The organism is Terrabacter sp. Soil811 (assembly GCF_001429655.1).
In the GTDB taxonomy this organism is placed as follows: Bacteria; Actinomycetota; Actinomycetes; order Actinomycetales; family Dermatophilaceae; genus Terrabacter.
Window position 1 is genome coordinate 310,333 of sequence record NZ_LMSX01000001.1, and the last position, 18,490, is coordinate 328,822.

An 18,490-nucleotide genomic window follows, 5' to 3' on the forward strand; every position below is an offset into this window, starting at 1 on the left:
GGGTGAGAGAGTGGCCCCATGGTCAACCTGACGCGGATCTACACGCGCACCGGCGACGACGGCACGACGAGCCTCGGCGACTTCTCGCGGGTGAGCAAGAACGACGCCCGGCTGCACGCCTACGCCGACTCCAACGAGGCCAACGCCGCCATCGGCATCGCCGTCGCGTGCGGCGACCTGCCCGACGAGGTCAGGGCCACCCTCCAGCGCGTGCAGAACGAGCTCTTCGACGTCGGCGCCGACCTGTCGACGCCGCTACGGCACGCCTACGACTACCCGCCCCTGCGCGTCGAGCAGCCCTGGATCGACGACCTCGAGGCGGACTGCGACCACTACCTCGAGTCGGTCGAGAAGCTCCGGTCGTTCATCCTCCCCGGAGGCACGGCCGGGTCGGCGCACCTGCACCTCGCGACGACCATCGTGCGTCGCGCCGAGCGCTCGGCGTGGGCGGCCGCCGACCAGCACGGCACCGAGCCGGCCCCCGAGGGCACGGGCGCGAGGGGCGTCGGCGGCGTCAACGTCCTCACGGCGAAGTACCTCAACCGCCTCTCGGACCTGCTCTTCATCCTCGCCCGGATCGCCAACAAGCCGATCGGCGGCGACGTGCTGTGGCAGCCCGGTGGCGGCCGCGTCGAGAAGCCCGAGCGCACGAAGAAGCGCTGACCCGCCACACGGCACACGGCATACGGCCTCGGCGCCTTGGTCGCGCGGGAGATCGCGCATCTGCGGTCGCCTGGGCGCGGCAAACGCGCGATCCTGCGCCCGACCACGGTGTCGTCCACAGCCCCGGAAGCCTGTCGCGCACCGTCCACACCCTGACGGCCGAGGCGGGACCGACGCCCCGCCGGAGCGCACGATGCTCGGGTGGACCCCAGACTCCCCGCCCCGCTGCACGAGCTTGCCGTGCACCAGTTCGGCGTCCTGACTCGCCGGCAGCTTCTCGAGGGCGGCCTGACGCCGGCCCAGCTGCGCACGAGGCTCGGGCGAGAATGGCGGCTCGTCCTGCGAGGCGTCGTCCTGCTGTCCAACGGAGTGCCCTCCGAGCAGCAGCGGTTGATGGCCGCCCTGGTCTTCGCCGGTCCGAGAAGCTGGCTCGCAGGCTCGTCGGCCGCAGCGGTTCACGGGATCGCAGGACTTCCGGTGTCCAGCCCGATCCAGGTCCTGGTCCCGGCTCCCCTGCGCTCCCGGGCTCATGGGTGGGTCCTCGTCCGCAACACGACCCTGCTCGACGAGCCCATCTACCGGCGCGGCCCGCTCCGCCTGTCGTGTCCCGCCCGGGCGGCCGTCGACGCCGCGGCGGCCGCACCGTCGGACGAGCAGGCACGAGCCGTGCTCGTCGCCGCGGCCCAGTCGCGCAAGGCACGGCTGAGCGACCTCGCGCACTGGACGCTCGTCCGCGGGCAGGCGGGCTCACGACGACTGCACGAGGGTCTGGCGGTCGCGGCCTCCGGGGCTTGGTCCGTCCCTGAGGCCGACCTGCTGCGCCTCCTCTCCTCGTCCACGGTCCTGCCCGCGGTGTGGGCCAACCCCGAGGTCCGCGCCTCGTCGGGGCGCCGCCTGACGACACCCGACGTCTGGATCGACGACGTCGCCCTCGCGGTCATGGTGCACAGCCGCCAGTGGCACGCCGATGGCCTGGCCTGGGAGTCGACGGTCGAGCAGGACACCGATCTGCAGACCGCACGGGTCGTCGTCGTCGGGGTGACGCCGCACTCGATCCGCTCGCGACCCCGCTGGGTGCGGGAACGGGTCGAGACTGCCTACCTCGAGGCCCGGGCGACGGGTGTGCGCGCGGACGTCGTGGCCACCCCACGCGACCCCTGGCTGGGAGTTCGACCTGTCACGCGACGGTCGTCCTAGGAAGACCGTGCGCCGTGAACTGCGCGAGATCGCGCAGAACAGGTCGCCTGGGCGCAGCGGGTGCGCGATCTCGTGCGCGACGAGCGACCAGCGGGCGAGGCGGGTGGGCCGGAGCGGGGCTGCGTCAGGCGACGTTGACGTTGTAGCCGGGGGGCGCGGCCTCCTGCCACGAGCGCAGCGCGGTGTAGGCGGGTCCCTGGAGGGCCAGCTCGAAGTCGCTGTCGCCGTCGCTGCACGGCACCCGGCTCGCGTCGGGCAGCAGCGGGATCGAGTCGCCGCCGCTCAGCGGCTCGGGAGCGTCGAGCAGCAGGCGCTGGCGCAGCCAGCGGTGCTTGGGGCGCACGGAGACGCCCCCGAGGGCATACCACTCGAGGGCGTTGTCACCGAACCGGATGAGACCCAGGCGCCAGCGGTCGGACTCCGTGCGGCGCATGCCGCAGAGGGTCAGGGGCAGGCCCTTGGCGATGTAGCGCCGGCGCAGGTAGGTCGTCGCGAGGACGGCCACCGCGACCACCAGGAGCGTGCCGATCACGATCTCGGTCGAGACGAGAACGGACGGCACGCGCGACCTCAGCTCGTCTGCAGCGACGAGGCGTCGACGTGCTCGGCGACGATGGTGACGACGTCGGAGTCGACCGAGAGGAACCCGCCGTCGACCGTCACCGTGCGACGCTCGCCCTCGAGGGACTCGATGGAGACCTCGCCCTCGACGAGGACACCGAGCAACGGGGTGTGGCCGGGCAGGATGCCCAGCTCGCCCGAGATGGACCGGGCGCGTACGAACTTGGCCTCGCCCTCCCAGACCTTCCGGTCGGCGGCAACCATCTCAACCTTGAGCGAACTCACGTTTCCTCCGGATCGTGGGGGTGTGCTCTGCAGTTTAGTGCCTCTGCGAGGATGCTCCGTACGCGAGGTGGCGCAGGCCGCTCGCGCCGATTCCCCATCCTCCACAGGAGTCCTATCCATGAGCAAAACCGTGTCCGACGCCCTTCTCGAGCCGACCCGCCGCCCGGTGGCGGTGGAGACCCTGACCGACGTCATCGACGCCGAGGTCGCCGACAAGTCCGGACTGGGCGGAGCCGCCGTCAAGGCCGGCTACGCCGCCGCGAAGAAGCTCGGTGGCAACTTCGTCACGAGCGCCACCGACCGGCTGCTCCCCCAGTTCGCGAGCGCCCTCGACCCGTTCTGGGCCACCAAGGGTGACGCGCCGTTCGGGGCCCACCTCGCGGCCCAGCCCGACGCCGCGGCCGACGCCCTGCTCGCGGTGACCGACGCGAAGGCCGCCAACACCTCGCACGGCTCGGCCGCCAAGGTCTACGGCTCGCTGCGCGGCAAGGCCAAGGGCCATGTCGTCGCCGCCCTCCCCCGGCTCGGCGCAGCCGTGGAGCGTCTCGTCCCCTGACGCGTCCCTGACCGCAGGACGGTGCACGCCACCGACCACGTATGCCGCCGGGCCGGCTCCCCTCGAGGAGCCGGCCCGGTCGTGGGTCCGGGTCGCACCCGGACCGGTCAGGACTCGTCGTGCCCGCGGTCCGTCGCGACGCGCGGCAGCTCGGGACTGAACTCCTCACCGAGGTCGGCGATCGCCTGCCGGGCGAACACCTGCTGCTCGGTGACGACCCGCTCGGACCGGCCACGGCCGATGAAGGTGACGGCCCAGTGCAGCAGCGTGGTGATCCGGTGCTTGAAGCCGATGATGTAGACGAGGTGCACGGCGAGCCAGAGGATCCAGGCGAAGAACCCGCTGAACTGCGCCTTGCCGACCGAGGCGACGGCGGAGAAGCGCGAGATCGTGGCCATCGAGCCCTTGTCGAAGTACTCGAACGGGCCCTTGGGCTCCTTGCCGTCGAGGCGTCGCTCGATCTGCTCCGCGGCGTAGCGGCCGCCCTGGATGGCGACCTGGGCGACACCCGGCAGCCCGTCGAGCGCCATCATGTCGCCGACGACGAAGACCTCGGGGTGGCCCGGGAGCGTCAGGTCGTCGCGGACCTCGACGCGGCCGGCCCGGTCGAGCTGAGCGCCCGACTGGTCGGCGAGCTGGCGACCGAGCGGCGAGGCGCTGACGCCCGCGGCCCACACCTTGCACACCGACTCGATGCGCTCGCGGCTGCCGTCGCCGTGCTCCACCTCGATGCCCGTCGCGTCGACGTCGACGACCTTGGCACCGAGGCGGACCTCGACGCCCATCTCGGTCAGGCGCTTGACGGCTCGGTCGCCGAGCTTCTCGCCGAACGAGCCCAGCACGGCGGGAGCCGCGTCGAGCAGGACGACCCTGGCCTTCGTCGGGTCGATCCGGCGGAAGTCGCGCTTGAGGGTGCGTCGCGCGAGCTCGGAGATCTGGCCCGCCATCTCGACACCGGTCGGGCCTGCGCCGACGACGACGAACGTCATGAGGCGGTCGACCTCGGCCTGCGTCGTGGCGAGCTCGGCGAGCTCGAACGAGCCGAAGATGCGACCGCGCAGCTCGAGGGCGTCGTCGATCGACTTCATGCCGGGGGCGTGCCGGGCGAACTGGTCGTTGCCGAACCACGACTGGCCGGCGCCCGCGGCGACGATGAGCGAGTCGTAGGGCGTGACCGTCTCGCGGCCGACCGCGGTGTGGGTCACGGTGCGCGCCTCGAGGTCGATCGTCTCGACCTCACCGAGCAGCACCTTGGCGTTGTCCTGGCGGTGCAGCACCTCGCGCGTCGACGGGGCGATCTCGCCCTCGGAGAGGATGCCGGTGGCCACCTGGTAGAGCAACGGCTGGAAGAGGTGGTGCGTCGTGCGGGCGATGAGGGTCACGTCGACGTCGGCGCGCTTCAGCTTCTGCGTGCTGAACAGTCCGCCGAAACCCGATCCGATGACCACGACCCGGTGGCGCGGGGCCTGCTGGGTGGGCGTGCTCACGATTCTCCTTGTCCTTGAGCTGTGTCCTGGTGCGAGGTGCTGGGCGCGTCGGCGCTGACGGTTTCATCTCTGTCAACACCGTCGGTCGTACCCGCATGCCCCGCGGGGGACGCGGAGGGCGTCCACGGGCTGCGGTTCTCGTCACACTCGGCGCAGGTGGTCGTGGCGGACGCGGCGGACGGTGGTGCCCAACCCGCAGCACGGCGAGGAGGCACAGCAGCGCCGGGTTCGTGGTGTACGACACGACCTGCTGGTTGCATGCCAGCGGGCAGCGCCTGGACGTTCATCTCGTCCTGGAACGGGACGTCACCCTGGGTGAGGCGGAGCGCCAGCTCCACGGCGTGCGAGCTGGCGCTGAGGTCCAGCCCGTGGCGGGCGCGGACGAACGCGCCGGCCACGACGGCCACCGCCAAGCTCGGCACCCACAGACGACGAACGGGGAGGGCCCAGAGGGCACCTCCCCGTCGTCGGGTGAATCGATCCATCCAGGTCAGAGGTTCTTCTGGATCTCCGCCCACTGACGCTCGACGTCGTCGAGGCCACCACACATGAAGAAGGCCTGCTCGGCGACGTGGTCGTACTCGCCGTCGGCGATCTTCGTGAAGCCCTCGATCGAGTCGGCCAGCGACACCGTCGAACCCTCGATGCCGGTGAACTGCTTGGCGACGTAGGTGTTCTGCGACAGGAAGCGCTGGATGCGACGGGCGCGGTTGACGAGGATCTTGTCCTCTTCGGAGAGCTCGTCGATACCGAGGATCGCGATGATGTCCTGCAGCTCCTTGTTGCGCTGGAGGATCGAGCGGATGCGCACGGCCGTGTTGTAGTGGTCGGCGGTCACGTAGCGCGGGTCGAGGATTCGCGAGGTCGAGGACAGCGGGTCGACGGCGGGGTAGATACCCATCGACGCGATGTCACGCGAGAGCTCGGTCGTCGCGTCGAGGTGCGCGAACGTCGTGGCCGGGGCCGGGTCGGTGTAGTCGTCGGCCGGCACGTAGATCGCCTGCATCGAGGTGATCGAGTGACCACGCGTCGAGGTGATGCGCTCCTGGAGGGTGCCCATCTCGTCGGCCAGGGTGGGCTGGTAACCCACGGCGGACGGCATACGGCCGAGGAGGGTCGAGACCTCCGAGCCGGCCTGCGTGAAGCGGAAGATGTTGTCGATGAAGAGCAGCACGTCCTGCTTCTGGACGTCGCGGAAGTACTCCGCCATCGTCAGCGCCGACAGCGCGACGCGAAGACGCGTGCCCGGCGGCTCGTCCATCTGGCCGAAGACGAGGGCCGTCTGGCCGAGAACGCCGGCCTCCTCCATCTCGACCATGAGGTCGTTGCCCTCACGGGTGCGCTCACCGACACCGGCGAACACCGACACGCCACCGTGGTCACGGGCGACACGCGCGATCATCTCCTGGATGAGCACGGTCTTGCCGACGCCGGCACCACCGAAGAGGCCGATCTTGCCACCCTGGACGTACGGGGTCATCAGGTCGATGACCTTGATGCCCGTCTCGAACATCGTGGTCTTGGACTCGAGCTGGTCGAAGGCGGGGGCCTTGCGGTGGATGCCCCAGCGCTCCTTGACCTCGAGCCGCTCACCCTCGGCGAGGTTCATGCACTCGCCGGTCGTGTTGAACACGTGGCCGAGCGTCACGTCACCGACGGGGACGGTGATGGGGCCGCCGGTGTCCTGCACGGACGAGCCGCGCACGAGACCGTCGGTCGGCTGGAGCGAGATGGCACGGACCATGTTGTCGCCGATGTGCTGGGCGACCTCGAGGTTGAGGTTCTTCGTCTCGCCCGCGAGGGTCACCTCGGTCGTGAGCAGGTTGTACTGCTCGGGCATGGCGTCGACGGGGAACTCCACGTCGACGACCGGGCCGATGATGCGGGAGATGCGTCCGACGCCGCCCGCGGGCGGGGCCGTCCACGTGGTGTCGCTGACAGCTGCAGTCATGGTGGTCTGCTTCCTTACCTGTGGGCGTTACTTCTCGGCGAGGGCGTTGGCGCCGCCCACGATTTCGCTGATCTCTTGGGTGATGCCGGCCTGACGGGCCTGGTTGGCGAGGCGCTGGTAGGTCTTGATCAGCTCCGTCGCGTTGTCGGTGGCCGACTTCATCGCGCGCTGGCGGGCGGCGAGCTCGGAGGCCGCCGAGCTGAGCAGCGCGGTGAAGATGCGGTTGCGGACGTACTTCGGCAGCAGCAGGTCGAGGACCTCGGACGCGCTCGGCTCGAAGGAGTACTCCGGGGGGATCTGCCCCTCTTCGTAGCGGTTGACGCTGAGGTCGAGGCTCTCGTCCTCGCTGGCGTCGTCAGCCTCCACGACCTCGAGGGGCAGCAGGCGCAGCACGAACGGGTCCTGGCGCACCATCGAGCGGAAGCGGGTGAACACGACGTGGATCTCGTCGTGGCCGCCCTCCTCGGTGGGCTTGAGGAAGTCGGCCGTGATGCGGTCGGCGATCTCCTTGGCGTTCTCGAACGTCGGGGCGTCGGAGAAGCCGGTCCACTCGGCGGCGTAGTCGCGCTTGCGGAACTTGTAGTAGCTCACGGCCTTGCGACCGACGAGGTAGGGCACGACCTCCTTGCCCTCGGCGGTCAGCTTGGAGATGAGCTCCGCGCTCTCCTTGATCGCCGCGACGGAGTAGGCACCGGCAAGTCCGCGGTCCGCCGTGATGATGACGACGCCGGCCCGCTTCGCGGTCTCCTTCGCCGTCGTCAACGGGTGGTCCTCGTTCGTGTTGGTCGCCACCGCGGACACGGCACGCGTCAGCGCGGTCGTGTACGGCATCGCCTCGGTGGCCCGCTGGCGGGCCTTGACGACGCGTGCGGCCGCGATCAGCTCCATCGCGTTGGTGATCTTCTTGATGGAGTTGACGGACTTGATGCGCTGGCGGTAGATCCGCATCTGCGCTCCCATGTGCTCCGCCTCTCTTGGTCTCTAAAGTCTGTGGTTGCCTGCAGGGTGGGCTCACGCCCGCTTCCGTATGCCGCCCGGCTGGCCGGGCGGCATACGGAAGGTGGTCACTTCTGCTTGACGATCTTCGCCTGGGTGATCTGGTCGTCGGCGATCTCGTCGAACTCCTCGTTGCCGGCCTCGAGGCCGTCCTTGCCGGTGCCCCGGAAGGTGAACTTGACCTCGTCGACGACCTTGGCCAGCGCCGTCTCGGTGTCCTCGTCGAGCTTGAGGGTCTCGCGGATCGTCTGGAGGATCTTGCCGTCGCGACGCAGCGTCTCGAGCAGCTCGGACTCGAAGGTCCGCACGTCCTCGACGGCGACGTCGTCGAGGCGACCGGTCGTGCCGGCCCAGATCGAGACGACCTGCTCCTCGACGGGGTACGGCGAGCTCTGCGGCTGCTTGAGCAGCTCGACGAGGCGCCCACCACGGGCGAGCTGGGCTCGCGAGGCGGGGTCGAGGTCGGAGGCGAACATGGCGAACGCCTCCATGGCGCGGAACTGCGCGAGGTCGAGCTTGAGTCGACCGGCGACGGACTTCATCGCCTTGATCTGCGCGGCACCACCGACTCGGGAGACCGAGACACCCACGTCGATGGCCGGACGCACGTTGGCGTTGAACAGGTCGGCCTGCAGGTAGATCTGGCCGTCCGTGATCGAGATGACGTTGGTCGGGATGTACGCCGACACGTCGCCAGCCTTGGTCTCGATGATGGGCAGACCCGTCATCGAGCCGTGGCCGAGGTCGTCGGAGAGCTTGGCGCAACGCTCGAGGAGCCGCGAGTGCAGGTAGAAGACGTCACCCGGGTAGGCCTCGCGGCCCGGCGGACGGCGCAGCAGCAGCGACACGGCGCGGTAGGCCTCGGCCTGCTTGCTCAGGTCGTCGAAGACGATGAGGACGTGCTTGCCCTGGTACATCCAGTGCTGGCCGATGGCCGAACCGGTGTAGGGCGCGAGGTACTTGAAGCCCGCCGAGTCGGACGCGGGGGCCGCGACGATGGTGGTGTACTCCAGCGCGCCGGCCTCTTCGAGCGTGCCGCGGACCGACGCGATGGTCGAGCCCTTCTGGCCGATGGCGACGTAGATGCAGCGGACCTGGGCGTCCGGGTCGCCGGACTCCCAGTTGCGCTTCTGGTTGATGATCGTGTCGATCGCGACCGTCGTCTTGCCGGTCTGGCGGTCGCCGATGATGAGCTGGCGCTGGCCACGGCCGATCGGCGTCATCGCGTCGATCGACTTGATGCCGGTCTGGAGCGGCTCGTGGACCGACTTGCGCTGGACGACGTTGGGCGCCTGCAGCTCGAGGGCACGACGCTCCTCGGACTTGATGTCGCCGAGACCGTCGATCGGGTTGCCGAGCGGGTCGACGACGCGGCCGAGGAAGTCGTCACCGACCGGGACCGAGAGGACCTCGCCCGTGCGCTTGACGGTCTGGCCCTCCTCGATGCCTGCGAAGTCACCGAGGACGACGACGCCGATCTCGTGGACGTCGAGGTTCAGCGCGAGGCCGAGCGTGCCGTCCTCGAACTGGAGCAGCTCGTTGGTCATGGCCGAGGGCAGACCCTCGACGTGAGCGATGCCGTCACCGGCGTCGGTGACGCGGCCGACCTCTTCGCGGGAGGCCGCGCCGGGCTCGTAGGACTGGACGAACGAGTCCAGAGCGTCCCGGATCTCCTCCGGACGGATCGAAAGCTCCGTCATGTCAGATCTTCTCCTCGGTTTCGACCCGCAGGACGGGCCGGTGGTTGATCACAGCTGGTGGTGGGTGCCTCAGGCACCCATGGCCCGGCGGGCCGCGTCGAGCTTGCGGATGACGGTTCCGTCGATGAGCTCGTCACCGATCTCGACCTTGACCCCGCCCATGACCCGGGGGTCCACGACGGTGTTGACGTGGACCGTGCCGCCGTAGATGGCAGCCAGGCCCGCGGCGAGGCGGGCACGGTCGTCGTCGGTGAGCGGGACGGCCGAGGTGACGATGGCCGTCTGCTGCTCGCGGCGGCTCGAGGCCGTCTCGAGGTACTTCTCGAGGACCCGGTCGAAGCGCAGGCCGCGCGGGGCGACCACGGCCTGACGGGCCAGCACGAGGGTCTCCGGTGCGACCTTCTCGCGCAGGAGCGAGGACACGAGGTCGGCTCGCTTGTCGGCGGGCGCCTGCGAGTCGGCCAGCGCCGAGCGCAGCGGGGCGTCGGCCGCCACGATGCGCTCGAAGCGGAACAGCTCGTCCTCGACGCGGTCGGCACGGCCCTGGACCTCCGCCTCGGCGATGACGGCCTCGACGGCATACGACTCGACCGTGTCGGTCAGGTCACGCTCGGAGCTCCAGCGCTGGCCGAAGGCACCCTTGAGCACGACCAGCGTCTCGGCGCTGACCTTGCCCGCGAAGAGCCGCTCGGCGAGCTGGGCCTTGTCGACGCCTTCGCGGGACGGGTCGGCCACGGCGCGACGCAGGGTCGCGCTGCTGTCGATGATCCCGACGGCCGCGAAGAGCTCCTCGGCCAACCGCGAACGGTCGGCACCGGCAGCGAGGACGCCGGTGAGAGCCTCGCGGCTCGCCGCCGCCGCTGCGCGTGAGGGTCCCTGCATCAGGCATCCCCGCCCGGGCTGCCGGCGGCGCCGCCGACCTTCTCGCGCACGACGTCGCCCGACTCGAGCTCGGCGAGGAACCGCTCGACGATGCCCTTCTGACGGGTCTCCTCGTGGAGGGACTCCCCGACGATGCGGCTCGCGAGGTCGGTCGAGATGCGGCCGACGTCACCGCGGAGCGAGACGACGGCCTGCTGGCGCTCGGCCTCGATCTGCTTGTGCGCCGTCTCGGTGATCCGAGAGGCCTCGGACGCCGCGTGCTCGCGCATCTCGGCGATGATCTGCGCGCCCTGGGCCTTCGCGTCCTCACGGATGCGGGCGGCCTCGGAGCGGGCCTCGACGAGCTGCGCCTGGTACTGCTCGAGCGCGGCCTGGGCCTGGGCCTGGGCCTCCTCGGCCTTGTTCATCCCGCCCTCGATCGCAGCAGTGCGCTCGGCGTAGATCTGCTCGAGGCGCGGCACGACCTTCTGCTTCACGACGACGTATAGGATCGCGAAGCACGCCAGGCCGAAGAAGAACTCGAGCGGGTGCGGGATGATCGGTGCCGCGGTGGCCCAGAAGCCGCCCTCGCCGCCCTCGGCGGTCACGGTCACTGCTTGCATGAGGTTCTCCTAGAGAGAAAGACGATCGGTGCTTCGGGCTGCCCCGGAAAGGGGCGTCAGCCCTTGAAGACGAAGGCGAGCGCGATACCGAAGATGGCGAGCGCCTCGGTGATGGCCATGCCCAGGAAGGCGATCGGCTGCAGCATGCCGCGAGCCTCGGGCTGACGGGCGACGCCGTTGATGTAGGCGGCGAAGATCAGACCGACACCGATACCGGGGCCGATGGCGGAGAGGCCGTAACCGAGGATGGCGATGTTGCCAGTCATGTTTATTCCATTCCTTCTTGTCTTGTCCGGCTGGCGGTTACCAGACGGGCGGGGGCGAAGCTGGTGTGTGGTGCTCGTGCGGTGGTGCAGTTCGTGGTGCGCCGGAGGCGCAGGGAGGCGTCGGCCTCAGTGCTCGTCGGCGACCGCGCCGCCGATGTAGAGGGCGGCCAGCAGGGTGAAGACGTAGGCCTGGAGGAACTGGACCAGGATCTCGAACAGCGTCATGACGAAGGCGAAGATCCACGTGACGCCGCCGGCGATGACGAGGATGCCGCCGTTGGTGAGCATGTACCAGCCACCGGTGATGAACAGGACGATGAGGATGTGGCCGGCGAACATGTTGCCGAAGAGTCGCAGGGCGAGGGTGACCGGGCGCGTGAAGAGGTCGGTGATCAGCTCGAGGAAGAAGATCGCGGGGATCATCGCCTTGGGCAGGCCGGCGGGCACGAGCGACTTCCAGTAGCCGATGAAGCCGTGCTTGCGCATGCCGACGACGTGGAAGACGACCCAGACGATGAGCGACAGCGCGATCGGGAAGCCGATACGGCTCATCGTCGGGTAGCTCATCGGCGGGATGACGCCGAACAGGTTGTTGACGAGGATCGTCGTGAAGAGCGCGAAGAGCAGCGGGACGAACCGCATGAACTCCTTGCTGCCGATGAGGTCCTTGGCGATGCCGTTGCGCACGAGGCCGTAGACGGCCTCCGTGCCCATCTGGCCGCGGCCGGGCACGAGAGCCTTCTTCTTCGTCGTGGCGAGCAGGAACCACGCGACAAGGCCGGTGGCCAGGACCATGAGCAGGATCGGGCGGGTGATCGCGAACGGCCCGTCGGTCCCGAAGAGGGGCTGCCAGAACTCCTCGACGCCGGGGGCGGTGTAGTCCGTCGGGGCGGCGGCCACGATGCTCACGGGTTACTCCTTTGTAGGTTCTGGGCACTTCGGCTGACGACCTGCGTCAGGGGTGGAGAGTCGGTGCTCGGGAGCGGGCTCCCGGTGGGGCTCCACGTCGGCGGGCCGGCGGGCGACGCGCTGACGTGCGGCACGGAGGCCGTCGGGCTCAATGGGTACCGTATCGGAACCAGATCAGGTAGAGCGACAGGGCCATTCCACCCACGATCCCGACCCCGACGAGCCAGGTCGTGCCCAGCCAGTGGTCGGCCAAGGCACCGAGACCGCCGTAGATGAGCGGACCGGTGAGCATGTAGGCGACGGCACGCCAGGCGGAGTCCTGCTCGCGGGTGTTGAACCGCCGCAGCTCCTCGGCCTTGTCCTCCGCAGAGGGCTCGCTGGGCTCGCTGGGCACCGTGGGCTCGCTCGGGTCGCTGGGCTCCGGCGTCGGTGGTGTGGTCATGTCGACCTCCCGTGTCACGGCTCATCACGCGGCTCCCGGTGGGGCGCCGCCTCGGGCGTCGCGTCGGGCTTCGAGTCGGGCGTCGCGTCGAGCGAGGCCGCGCCGTCGGGGTCGTACGCGAAGATCCGCAGGCGCTTGTAGGCGCGCATCTCGAAGAAGAGCCAGACGACGGCGCACACGGTGATCGACAGGCCGATCGCGAAGCCCGAGGCCCACGTGACGTCGCGCAGCGCGAACATGACGACGCCGAGCACCAGCACCTTGAAGGTGTAGGTGACCATGACGATCATCATCGTCGTCGTGGGCGGCAGGTCGGCCGTGCGCTTCATGACGAGGAGCGTCAGGCTGAAGAAGAAGAGGACGATGGCGGCGCCGAGCGCGGCCGACCATGCGGCCTTGGGGCTCGAGAAGAGCCCGACGACGACGCAGACGAGGCCGGCCACGGCCGTCGGCAGCAGGGAGCCCCGGAGGAGCTGCGCGAAGGCATCTGACTGTGATGCGTCGCGTGCCGGTGTGGCGCTCAAGAAAACCTGCCTGGGTGCGTCGTGAGGCGTAGTGCGGGCGGGGTTCGGGCTGATCCGGATGATGCTCGGATCGCTTGTGTGGAAAGGACTTCCGGGCTCCTGTGGCGGTCTTCCCAGACTCCCCTCAGGTGCTTGTGAATGCTATCACAAGCGTTCGGACGGCCTCCACCGAGGAAGCCAGACGGTGAGCACGACACCCATCGCGGCGGCCGCCCCCACGACCGCGAGCGGACGGAGGCCGTCCCAGATGACGAAGGACACCGAACCCAGCGCCACGATGGCGGCCCACAGGTAGAGGATGAGCACGGCACGGCGGTGGCCGTGACCGATGCGCAGCATGCGGTGGTGCAGGTGCATCGCGTCGGGGTGCCACGGTCGCTGGCCGGCACGGGTGCGCCGGACCACGGCGAGCAGCATGTCGAGCAGCGGCAGCAGCAGGACCGCGAGCGGGACGAGGATCGGCAGGAACGCGGCCGACACGTCGTTGGCGCTGACCTCGCCCGGGTCGACGTTGCCGGTCAGGGTGATCGTCGCCGCCGACAGGAGCAGCCCCAGCGTCAGCGCTCCCGAGTCGCCCATGAAGAGTCGGGCCGGGTGGAAGTTGTGCGGCAGGAAGCCGGCACAGCAGCCCACGAGGGCGGCCGAGATGAAGGTCGCGGTCGAGAACACGTTGGCCGGCACGAACGAGCGCGACACGATGTAGCTGTAGACGAAGAAGGCGAACGCCGCGATGCAGACGACCCCCGCGGCGAGCCCGTCGAGCCCGTCGATGAAGTTGACGGCGTTCGTCGACGCGATGACGACCAGCACCGTGAAGAGCACGAGGACGGGGGTCGGCAGGATGGTCGTGCCGAAGATCGGCAGTGACAGCAGCTGCACCCCGGTGTAGGCCATCAGGCCCGCCGCGAGCATCTGTCCCGCCAGCTTGGTCAGCCAGTCGAGCTCACGGATGTCGTCGAACGCCCCGAGCAGGCACACGATGCCGGCTGCGGCGACGACGCCGAAGATCTGTTTCGTCGAGAAGAGCGTCCCGAGGTAGGGCAGCGCCCTCGCCACGAGCGCCGCCGCCACGAAGCCGATGTAGATGCCGACTCCCCCGAGCCGCGGGATCGGGGTCTTGTGGACGTCGCGCTCGCGGACGGCCGTGAACGCCCCGGTCGCGACGGCGACGCTGCGGACGAAGGGTGTGGCGAGGTACGTGACCGCAGCGGCCACGATGAGGACGAGGACGTACTCGTGCACCTACCGACCTTCGCTCGGGCGCCGACGCTGGCGGGGGGACTGACTCAGCGAGGGTATGCCGGGAAGCGCGTCACGAGGTCGGTGACCTCCGCACGCACGTTCTTGCTCACCGCGTGGTCGGGGTCGGCGTCACCCTCGGTGACGGCGCGGTGGATGAGCGAGGCGATCTGCTTCATCTCCTCCAGGCCCATGCCCTGGGTCGTGACCGACGGCGTGCCGACGCGGATGCCCGAGGCGATGTTGGGCTTCTGCGGGTCGAAGGGGATGGCGTTCTTGTTGAGCACGATGCCGGCCGCGTCGGCCCGCTCCTCGGCCTCCTTGCCGGTGACACCGACGCCCTGGAGGTCGAGCAGCGCCAGGTGGGTGTCGGTGCCGCCCGTCGTCGGGCGGATGCCGAGCAAGAGCAGGCTGGCCGCGAGCTGCCGGCTGTTGGCGATGACGTCCTTGGCGTACTGGGCGTACTCGGGCGTCGCGGCCTCCTTGAAGTTGACCGCCTTGGCCGCGATGGTGTGCATCTGCGGGCCGCCCTGCATCATCGGGAAGATCGCCTTGTCCATGGCGGCGGCGTGCTCGGCCTTGCAGACGAGGGCGCCGGAGCGCGGGCCGCGCAGCACCTTGTGCGTCGTGAAGGTGACGACGTCGGCGTACGGCACGGGCGAGGGGATGGCCTGGCCCGCCACGAGGCCGATGAAGTGGGCGGCGTCGACCCAGAGGATCGCGCCGACCTCGTCGGCGATGGCGCGGAAACGCTCGAAGTCGATGAGGCGCGGGATGGCCGAGCCGCCGGCGCAGATGACCTTGGGACGGTGCTCACGGGCGAGGGCCTCGACCTGGTCGTAGTCGATGTCCTCGCTCTGCTGGTCGACGCCGTAGTGCACGGCGTTGAACCACTTGCCGGAGAAGGAGACCTTGGTGCCGTGCGTCAGGTGGCCGCCCATCGGCAGCGCCATCGCCAGGATCGTGTCGCCCGGAGCCATGAAGGCGCCGTAGACGGCCTGGTTGGCACTCGCGCCGGAGTGCGCCTGGACGTTGGCGTGGTCGGCGCCGAAGAGGGCCTTGGCGCGCTCGATCGCGATCGTCTCGGCCTTGTCGACCTCGGAGCAGCCGCCGTAGTAGCGGCGACCGGGGTAGCCCTCGGCGTACTTGTTCGACAACGTCGACCCGAGGGCCGTCAGGACCGCGGGCGAGCTGATGTTCTCGCTCGCGATGAGCTGCAGTCCCCCGCGGATGCGGTCGAGCTCCGACAGGAGCACCCCCGCGATGTCGGGGTCGAAGGACTGCAGGGCACCGAAGTCGGAGCCGTAGAACGTGTCGTCAGCCATGGGAGTTCTCCGGGGGGTCGGGAGTGGGGCGCGAGCGCGAGCCAACTCTATTGCGTCGTGCTGGCACCGTCGGACGGCCGCTCGGTCGTGGACACGTCGTGCCACTCGCCGAGCGTCTCGGCAGCCTCGGCCGGCGCCTCGCCCCCCGGCTCGACGTCTGCTTCCGCGTCCGGCTCGGTCGCGGGGTCCGCCGCGGGCGTCGCGTCGGCCTCGGCCGCCGGCTCGGCGTCGGGCTCGGGGGCCTCGAGGACGGGCTCGGGCACGAGGGCCTCGTCGAGCTCGTCCTGGCTCACGGCGCCGAGGCGCAGGGTCACGGGGGTCTCGCCGGTGCAGTCGACGATCGTCGAGGGCTGCCCCTCGCCGGCCGGGCCGCCGTCGAGGTAGACCCCGACGGACTCGCCGAGCATCCCGACCGCCTCGTCGACCGTGCGGGCCGCGGGGTCGCCGGTCGTGTTGGCGCTCGTGACCGCCATGGGACCGATGTCGCCGAGCAGCTCGAGGGTCATCTCGTGGGCGGGCACGCGCAGGGCCACGGTCCCGTTGGTCTCGCCCAGGTCCCAGTGCAGCGACGTCTGCGCCTTGAGCACGAGCGTCAGCGGTCCGGGCCAGAACTTCTCCATGAGCCGCTGGGCGTAGTCGGGCACCTGCGTCGCGAGGCCCTGGGCCGTGCGGGCGGTCGGGATGAGGACCGGCGGCGGCATGTCGCGGCCGCGGCCCTTGGCCGCGAGGACGGAGGCGACGGCGGTGGCGTCGAAGGCGTCGCAGCCGATGCCGTAGACCGTGTCGGTCGGCAGGACGACGATCTCGCCGCGTCGGACGGCCGAGGCCGCGGCCGGGATGCCCTCGGCACGCCCCTCGGGGTCGGTGCAGTCGTAGCGCTCGCTCACGGGCAGAGCCTACTGGGGCGCGGTCGAGCGCCCGGGCGCCGGGCCGACCCGTGGGTCAGACGCGGCGGCGCGCCACCGTCACCCGCGGGCGGGCGGACAGGTCGTCGTGGTCGGTGACGTCGGTCCACTGCCCCGTCGCCGCGAGGCGGCGGGGCAGGCTCTCGCCCTGTGAGTCGGCGTGCTCGACGAGGACGAGGCCGCCGGGACGAAGCAGCCGGGCGGCCGTCCGGGCCACCGCGAGCGGGATGGCCAGGCCGTCCTCGCTGCCGCCGTAGAGCGCGACGTCTGGATCGTGGTCGCGCACCTCGGGGTCGACGGGCACGGCGCCCACGGGGATGTAGGGCGGGTTGACGGTCACGACGTCGACGGCGCCCGCCCAGTCCTCGAAGCAGGGCAGCGTCGCGTCGCCCTGCTCGAGCCGGACGTCGAGACCCAGGCGGTCGCGGTTGGCCACCGACCAGGCGTACGCGTCGGGCGACAGCTCGAGGCCGCGCACGTCGGCGTCCGGTCGCTCCGCCCTGACGGACAGGGCGATGGCGCCGGAGCCCGAGCAGAGGTCGACGACCCTGACGGCCTCGGCGCCTGCTGCCGACAGCCGATCGACCTCGACGAGCGCGAGGTCGACGAGGACCTCGGTCTCGGGCCGCGGCACGAAGACCCCCGGGCCGACCGACAGGGTCAGGCGGCGGAAGTGGGCGCGGCCCGTCAGGTGCTGCAGCGGGACCCGGCGGGCCCGCTCGTCGACGAGGACGGCATACGACCCCGGGAGGATGCGGCCGCCGAGCACCATGAGGCGGCGGACCTCCGAGGCGTCGACCTCGAGCACGTGGGCCGCGAGCTCGACGGCGTCGACGTCGGCGGAGGCCACCCCCGCGTCGCGGAGCCGCGCAGCAGCAGCCCGGACACCCTCGCGCAGGTCCGTCACGCGCGCGGCCCGTCGCCCTCGGCGAGCGCCGCCAGCTTGGCGGCCTCGTCGGCGTCGAGCGCCGACTGGACGACGGGGTCGAGGTCTCCGTCGAGCACCGAGTCGAGGTTGTAGGACTTGTAGCCGGTGCGGTGGTCGGAGATGCGGTTCTCGGGGAAGTTGTAGGTGCGGATGCGCTCCGACCGGTCGATGGTGCGCACCTGCGACCGACGGGCGGCGCTCGCCTCCGCGTCGGCCTCGTCCTTGGCCATCTGGTGCAGCCGCGCCCGGAGCACGCGCATCGCGGCCTCCTTGTTCTGCAGCTGCGACTTCTCGTTCTGGCACGACACGACGAGGCCCGAGGGCAGGTGGGTGATGCGCACGGCCGAGTCGGTCGTGTTGACGCTCTGCCCGCCGGGGCCGCTGCTGCGGTAGACGTCGATGCGCAGGTCGTTGGGGTCGATCGTCACCTCGACCTCCTCGGCCTCCGGCATGACGAGGACGCCGGCCGCCGAGGTGTGGATGCGCCCCTGGCTCTCGGTCACGGGCACGCGCTGGACACGGTGGACGCCGCCTTCGTACTTGAGGCGGGCCCAGGGCCCCTCGCCCAGCCCGGGAGCGCTCTTGGCGCGCACCGAGACCCGGACGTCCTTGTAGCCACCCAGGTCGCTCTCGGTCGCGTCCTCGACGGCGGTGCGCCAGCCGCGCTGCTCGGCGTAGCGGAGATACATCCGCAGCAGGTCGCCTGCGAAGAGGGCCGACTCGTCGCCGCCCTCCCCCGCCTTGACCTCGAGGATGACGTCGCGGTCGTCGTCGGGGTCGCGGGGCACGAGCATCCGCCGCAGGTGCTCCTCCGCGGCCGCGAGGCGGGCCTCGAGCGAGGGCACCTCCTCGGCGAACGACGCGTCGTCGGCAGCGAGCTCACGTGCGGCCGCGAGGTCGTCGCCGGCCGCCGTCCACTCGCGGGCGGCGGCGACGGTCGGCGCCAGGGCGGCATACCGCTTGTTGAGGGTGCGCACGAGGTCCTGGTCACCGTGCACGGCCGGGTCGGCGAGCTGCAGCTCGAGCTCGGCGTACTCGTCGAGGATCGACTGGACGGAATCGAGCACGGCAG

20 protein-coding genes are annotated in these 18,490 nt (G+C 70.4%); 3 read left to right on the top strand and 17 right to left on the bottom strand.

The features are described 5' to 3' along the window. Nucleotides 1-18 precede the first annotated feature (18 nt). Both ASH01_RS01400 and ASH01_RS01405 read left to right on the top strand, forming a co-directional pair. A complete protein-coding gene (locus tag ASH01_RS01400) occupies nucleotides 19-663 on the top strand; it encodes a cob(I)yrinic acid a,c-diamide adenosyltransferase (RefSeq protein WP_056770461.1) in 645 nt (214 codons plus the stop codon). A 201-nt stretch (nucleotides 664-864) separates the two neighbouring features. After that, complete coding sequence (locus tag ASH01_RS01405) at nucleotides 865-1,860, top strand: hypothetical protein (protein WP_056770464.1); 996 nt, start codon at nucleotides 865-867, stop codon at nucleotides 1,858-1,860. 124 nt (nucleotides 1,861-1,984) lie between these two features. Here ASH01_RS01405 and ASH01_RS01410 read toward each other — a convergent pair whose 3' ends face one another. After that, nucleotides 1,985-2,422, bottom strand: a complete 438-nt coding sequence (locus ASH01_RS01410) for a DUF2550 domain-containing protein (protein WP_056770467.1) — start codon at nucleotides 2,420-2,422, stop codon at nucleotides 1,985-1,987. An 8-nt stretch (nucleotides 2,423-2,430) separates the two neighbouring features. After that, complete coding sequence (locus ASH01_RS01415) at nucleotides 2,431-2,706, bottom strand: F0F1 ATP synthase subunit epsilon (protein ID WP_028785412.1); 276 nt, start codon at nucleotides 2,704-2,706, stop codon at nucleotides 2,431-2,433. A gap of 118 nt (nucleotides 2,707-2,824) precedes the next feature. On the opposite strand from ASH01_RS01415, the gene ASH01_RS01420 reads away from it, so the two are divergent. Continuing rightward, a complete protein-coding gene (locus tag ASH01_RS01420; protein WP_200961741.1) occupies nucleotides 2,825-3,262 on the top strand; it encodes a DUF6918 family protein in 438 nt (145 codons plus the stop codon). 107 nt (nucleotides 3,263-3,369) lie between these two features. Here the strand turns inward: ASH01_RS01420 and ASH01_RS01425 are convergent, their stop codons facing one another. The 15 genes from ASH01_RS01425 to prfA form a co-directional block, all read right to left on the bottom strand. Next, nucleotides 3,370-4,749 (bottom strand): NAD(P)/FAD-dependent oxidoreductase, encoded by a 1,380-nt coding sequence (locus ASH01_RS01425; protein ID WP_056770473.1) that lies wholly within the window; start codon nucleotides 4,747-4,749, stop codon nucleotides 3,370-3,372. A 490-nt stretch (nucleotides 4,750-5,239) separates the two neighbouring features. Next, nucleotides 5,240-6,700 (bottom strand): F0F1 ATP synthase subunit beta, encoded by a 1,461-nt coding sequence (gene atpD, locus ASH01_RS01435; RefSeq protein ID WP_056770479.1) that lies wholly within the window; start codon nucleotides 6,698-6,700, stop codon nucleotides 5,240-5,242. A gap of 27 nt (nucleotides 6,701-6,727) precedes the next feature. Further along, nucleotides 6,728-7,660 carry a F0F1 ATP synthase subunit gamma gene (locus ASH01_RS01440; RefSeq protein ID WP_056770482.1) on the bottom strand — a complete coding sequence of 311 codons (933 nt, stop codon included), beginning with the start codon at nucleotides 7,658-7,660 and terminating at the stop codon, nucleotides 6,728-6,730. A 104-nt stretch (nucleotides 7,661-7,764) separates the two neighbouring features. Continuing rightward, nucleotides 7,765-9,396, bottom strand: a complete 1,632-nt coding sequence (gene atpA, locus ASH01_RS01445; RefSeq protein ID WP_056770485.1) for a F0F1 ATP synthase subunit alpha — start codon at nucleotides 9,394-9,396, stop codon at nucleotides 7,765-7,767. A gap of 69 nt (nucleotides 9,397-9,465) precedes the next feature. Then, the gene (locus ASH01_RS01450) at nucleotides 9,466-10,278 is read right to left on the bottom strand and encodes a F0F1 ATP synthase subunit delta (RefSeq protein ID WP_056770488.1); all 813 of its coding nucleotides are present in this window, start codon (nucleotides 10,276-10,278) and stop codon (nucleotides 9,466-9,468) included. Further along, entirely contained in the window at nucleotides 10,278-10,880 is a 603-nt protein-coding gene (locus ASH01_RS01455) for a F0F1 ATP synthase subunit B (protein WP_056770492.1), read from the bottom strand. Before ASH01_RS01455 ends, ASH01_RS01450 begins: the two co-directional genes overlap by 1 nt. A 56-nt stretch (nucleotides 10,881-10,936) precedes the next feature. Then, nucleotides 10,937-11,146, bottom strand: coding sequence for an ATP synthase F0 subunit C (gene atpE / locus ASH01_RS01460; RefSeq protein ID WP_020142944.1), 210 nt, complete (start codon nucleotides 11,144-11,146; stop codon nucleotides 10,937-10,939). Between the two features lie 126 nt (nucleotides 11,147-11,272). After that, nucleotides 11,273-12,055, bottom strand: coding sequence for a F0F1 ATP synthase subunit A (gene atpB, locus ASH01_RS01465; RefSeq protein ID WP_056770495.1), 783 nt, complete (start codon nucleotides 12,053-12,055; stop codon nucleotides 11,273-11,275). Between the two features lie 148 nt (nucleotides 12,056-12,203). Beyond that, nucleotides 12,204-12,497: an AtpZ/AtpI family protein gene (locus tag ASH01_RS01470; RefSeq protein ID WP_200959015.1), complete on the bottom strand. Its 294-nt coding sequence runs from the start codon at nucleotides 12,495-12,497 to the stop codon at nucleotides 12,204-12,206. A gap of 14 nt (nucleotides 12,498-12,511) precedes the next feature. Further along, a complete protein-coding gene (locus ASH01_RS01475) occupies nucleotides 12,512-13,021 on the bottom strand; it encodes a hypothetical protein (RefSeq protein ID WP_056770497.1) in 510 nt (169 codons plus the stop codon). A gap of 144 nt (nucleotides 13,022-13,165) precedes the next feature. Next, nucleotides 13,166-14,263, bottom strand: a complete 1,098-nt coding sequence (locus ASH01_RS01480; protein WP_056770500.1) for a glycosyltransferase family 4 protein — start codon at nucleotides 14,261-14,263, stop codon at nucleotides 13,166-13,168. A gap of 44 nt (nucleotides 14,264-14,307) precedes the next feature. Beyond that, the gene (gene glyA, locus ASH01_RS01485) at nucleotides 14,308-15,585 is read right to left on the bottom strand and encodes a serine hydroxymethyltransferase (protein WP_056770502.1); all 1,278 of its coding nucleotides are present in this window, start codon (nucleotides 15,583-15,585) and stop codon (nucleotides 14,308-14,310) included. Nucleotides 15,586-15,632: 47 nt separating this feature from the next. Continuing rightward, nucleotides 15,633-16,472 carry an L-threonylcarbamoyladenylate synthase gene (locus ASH01_RS01490; protein ID WP_056770506.1) on the bottom strand — a complete coding sequence of 280 codons (840 nt, stop codon included), beginning with the start codon at nucleotides 16,470-16,472 and terminating at the stop codon, nucleotides 15,633-15,635. A 55-nt stretch (nucleotides 16,473-16,527) separates the two neighbouring features. Further along, nucleotides 16,528-17,397, bottom strand: coding sequence for a peptide chain release factor N(5)-glutamine methyltransferase (gene prmC / locus ASH01_RS01495; RefSeq protein WP_056770509.1), 870 nt, complete (start codon nucleotides 17,395-17,397; stop codon nucleotides 16,528-16,530). Next, complete coding sequence (prfA, locus tag ASH01_RS01500; RefSeq protein WP_056770513.1) at nucleotides 17,394-18,485, bottom strand: peptide chain release factor 1; 1,092 nt, start codon at nucleotides 18,483-18,485, stop codon at nucleotides 17,394-17,396. Before prfA ends, prmC begins: the two co-directional genes overlap by 4 nt. Nucleotides 18,486-18,490 lie beyond the last annotated feature (5 nt).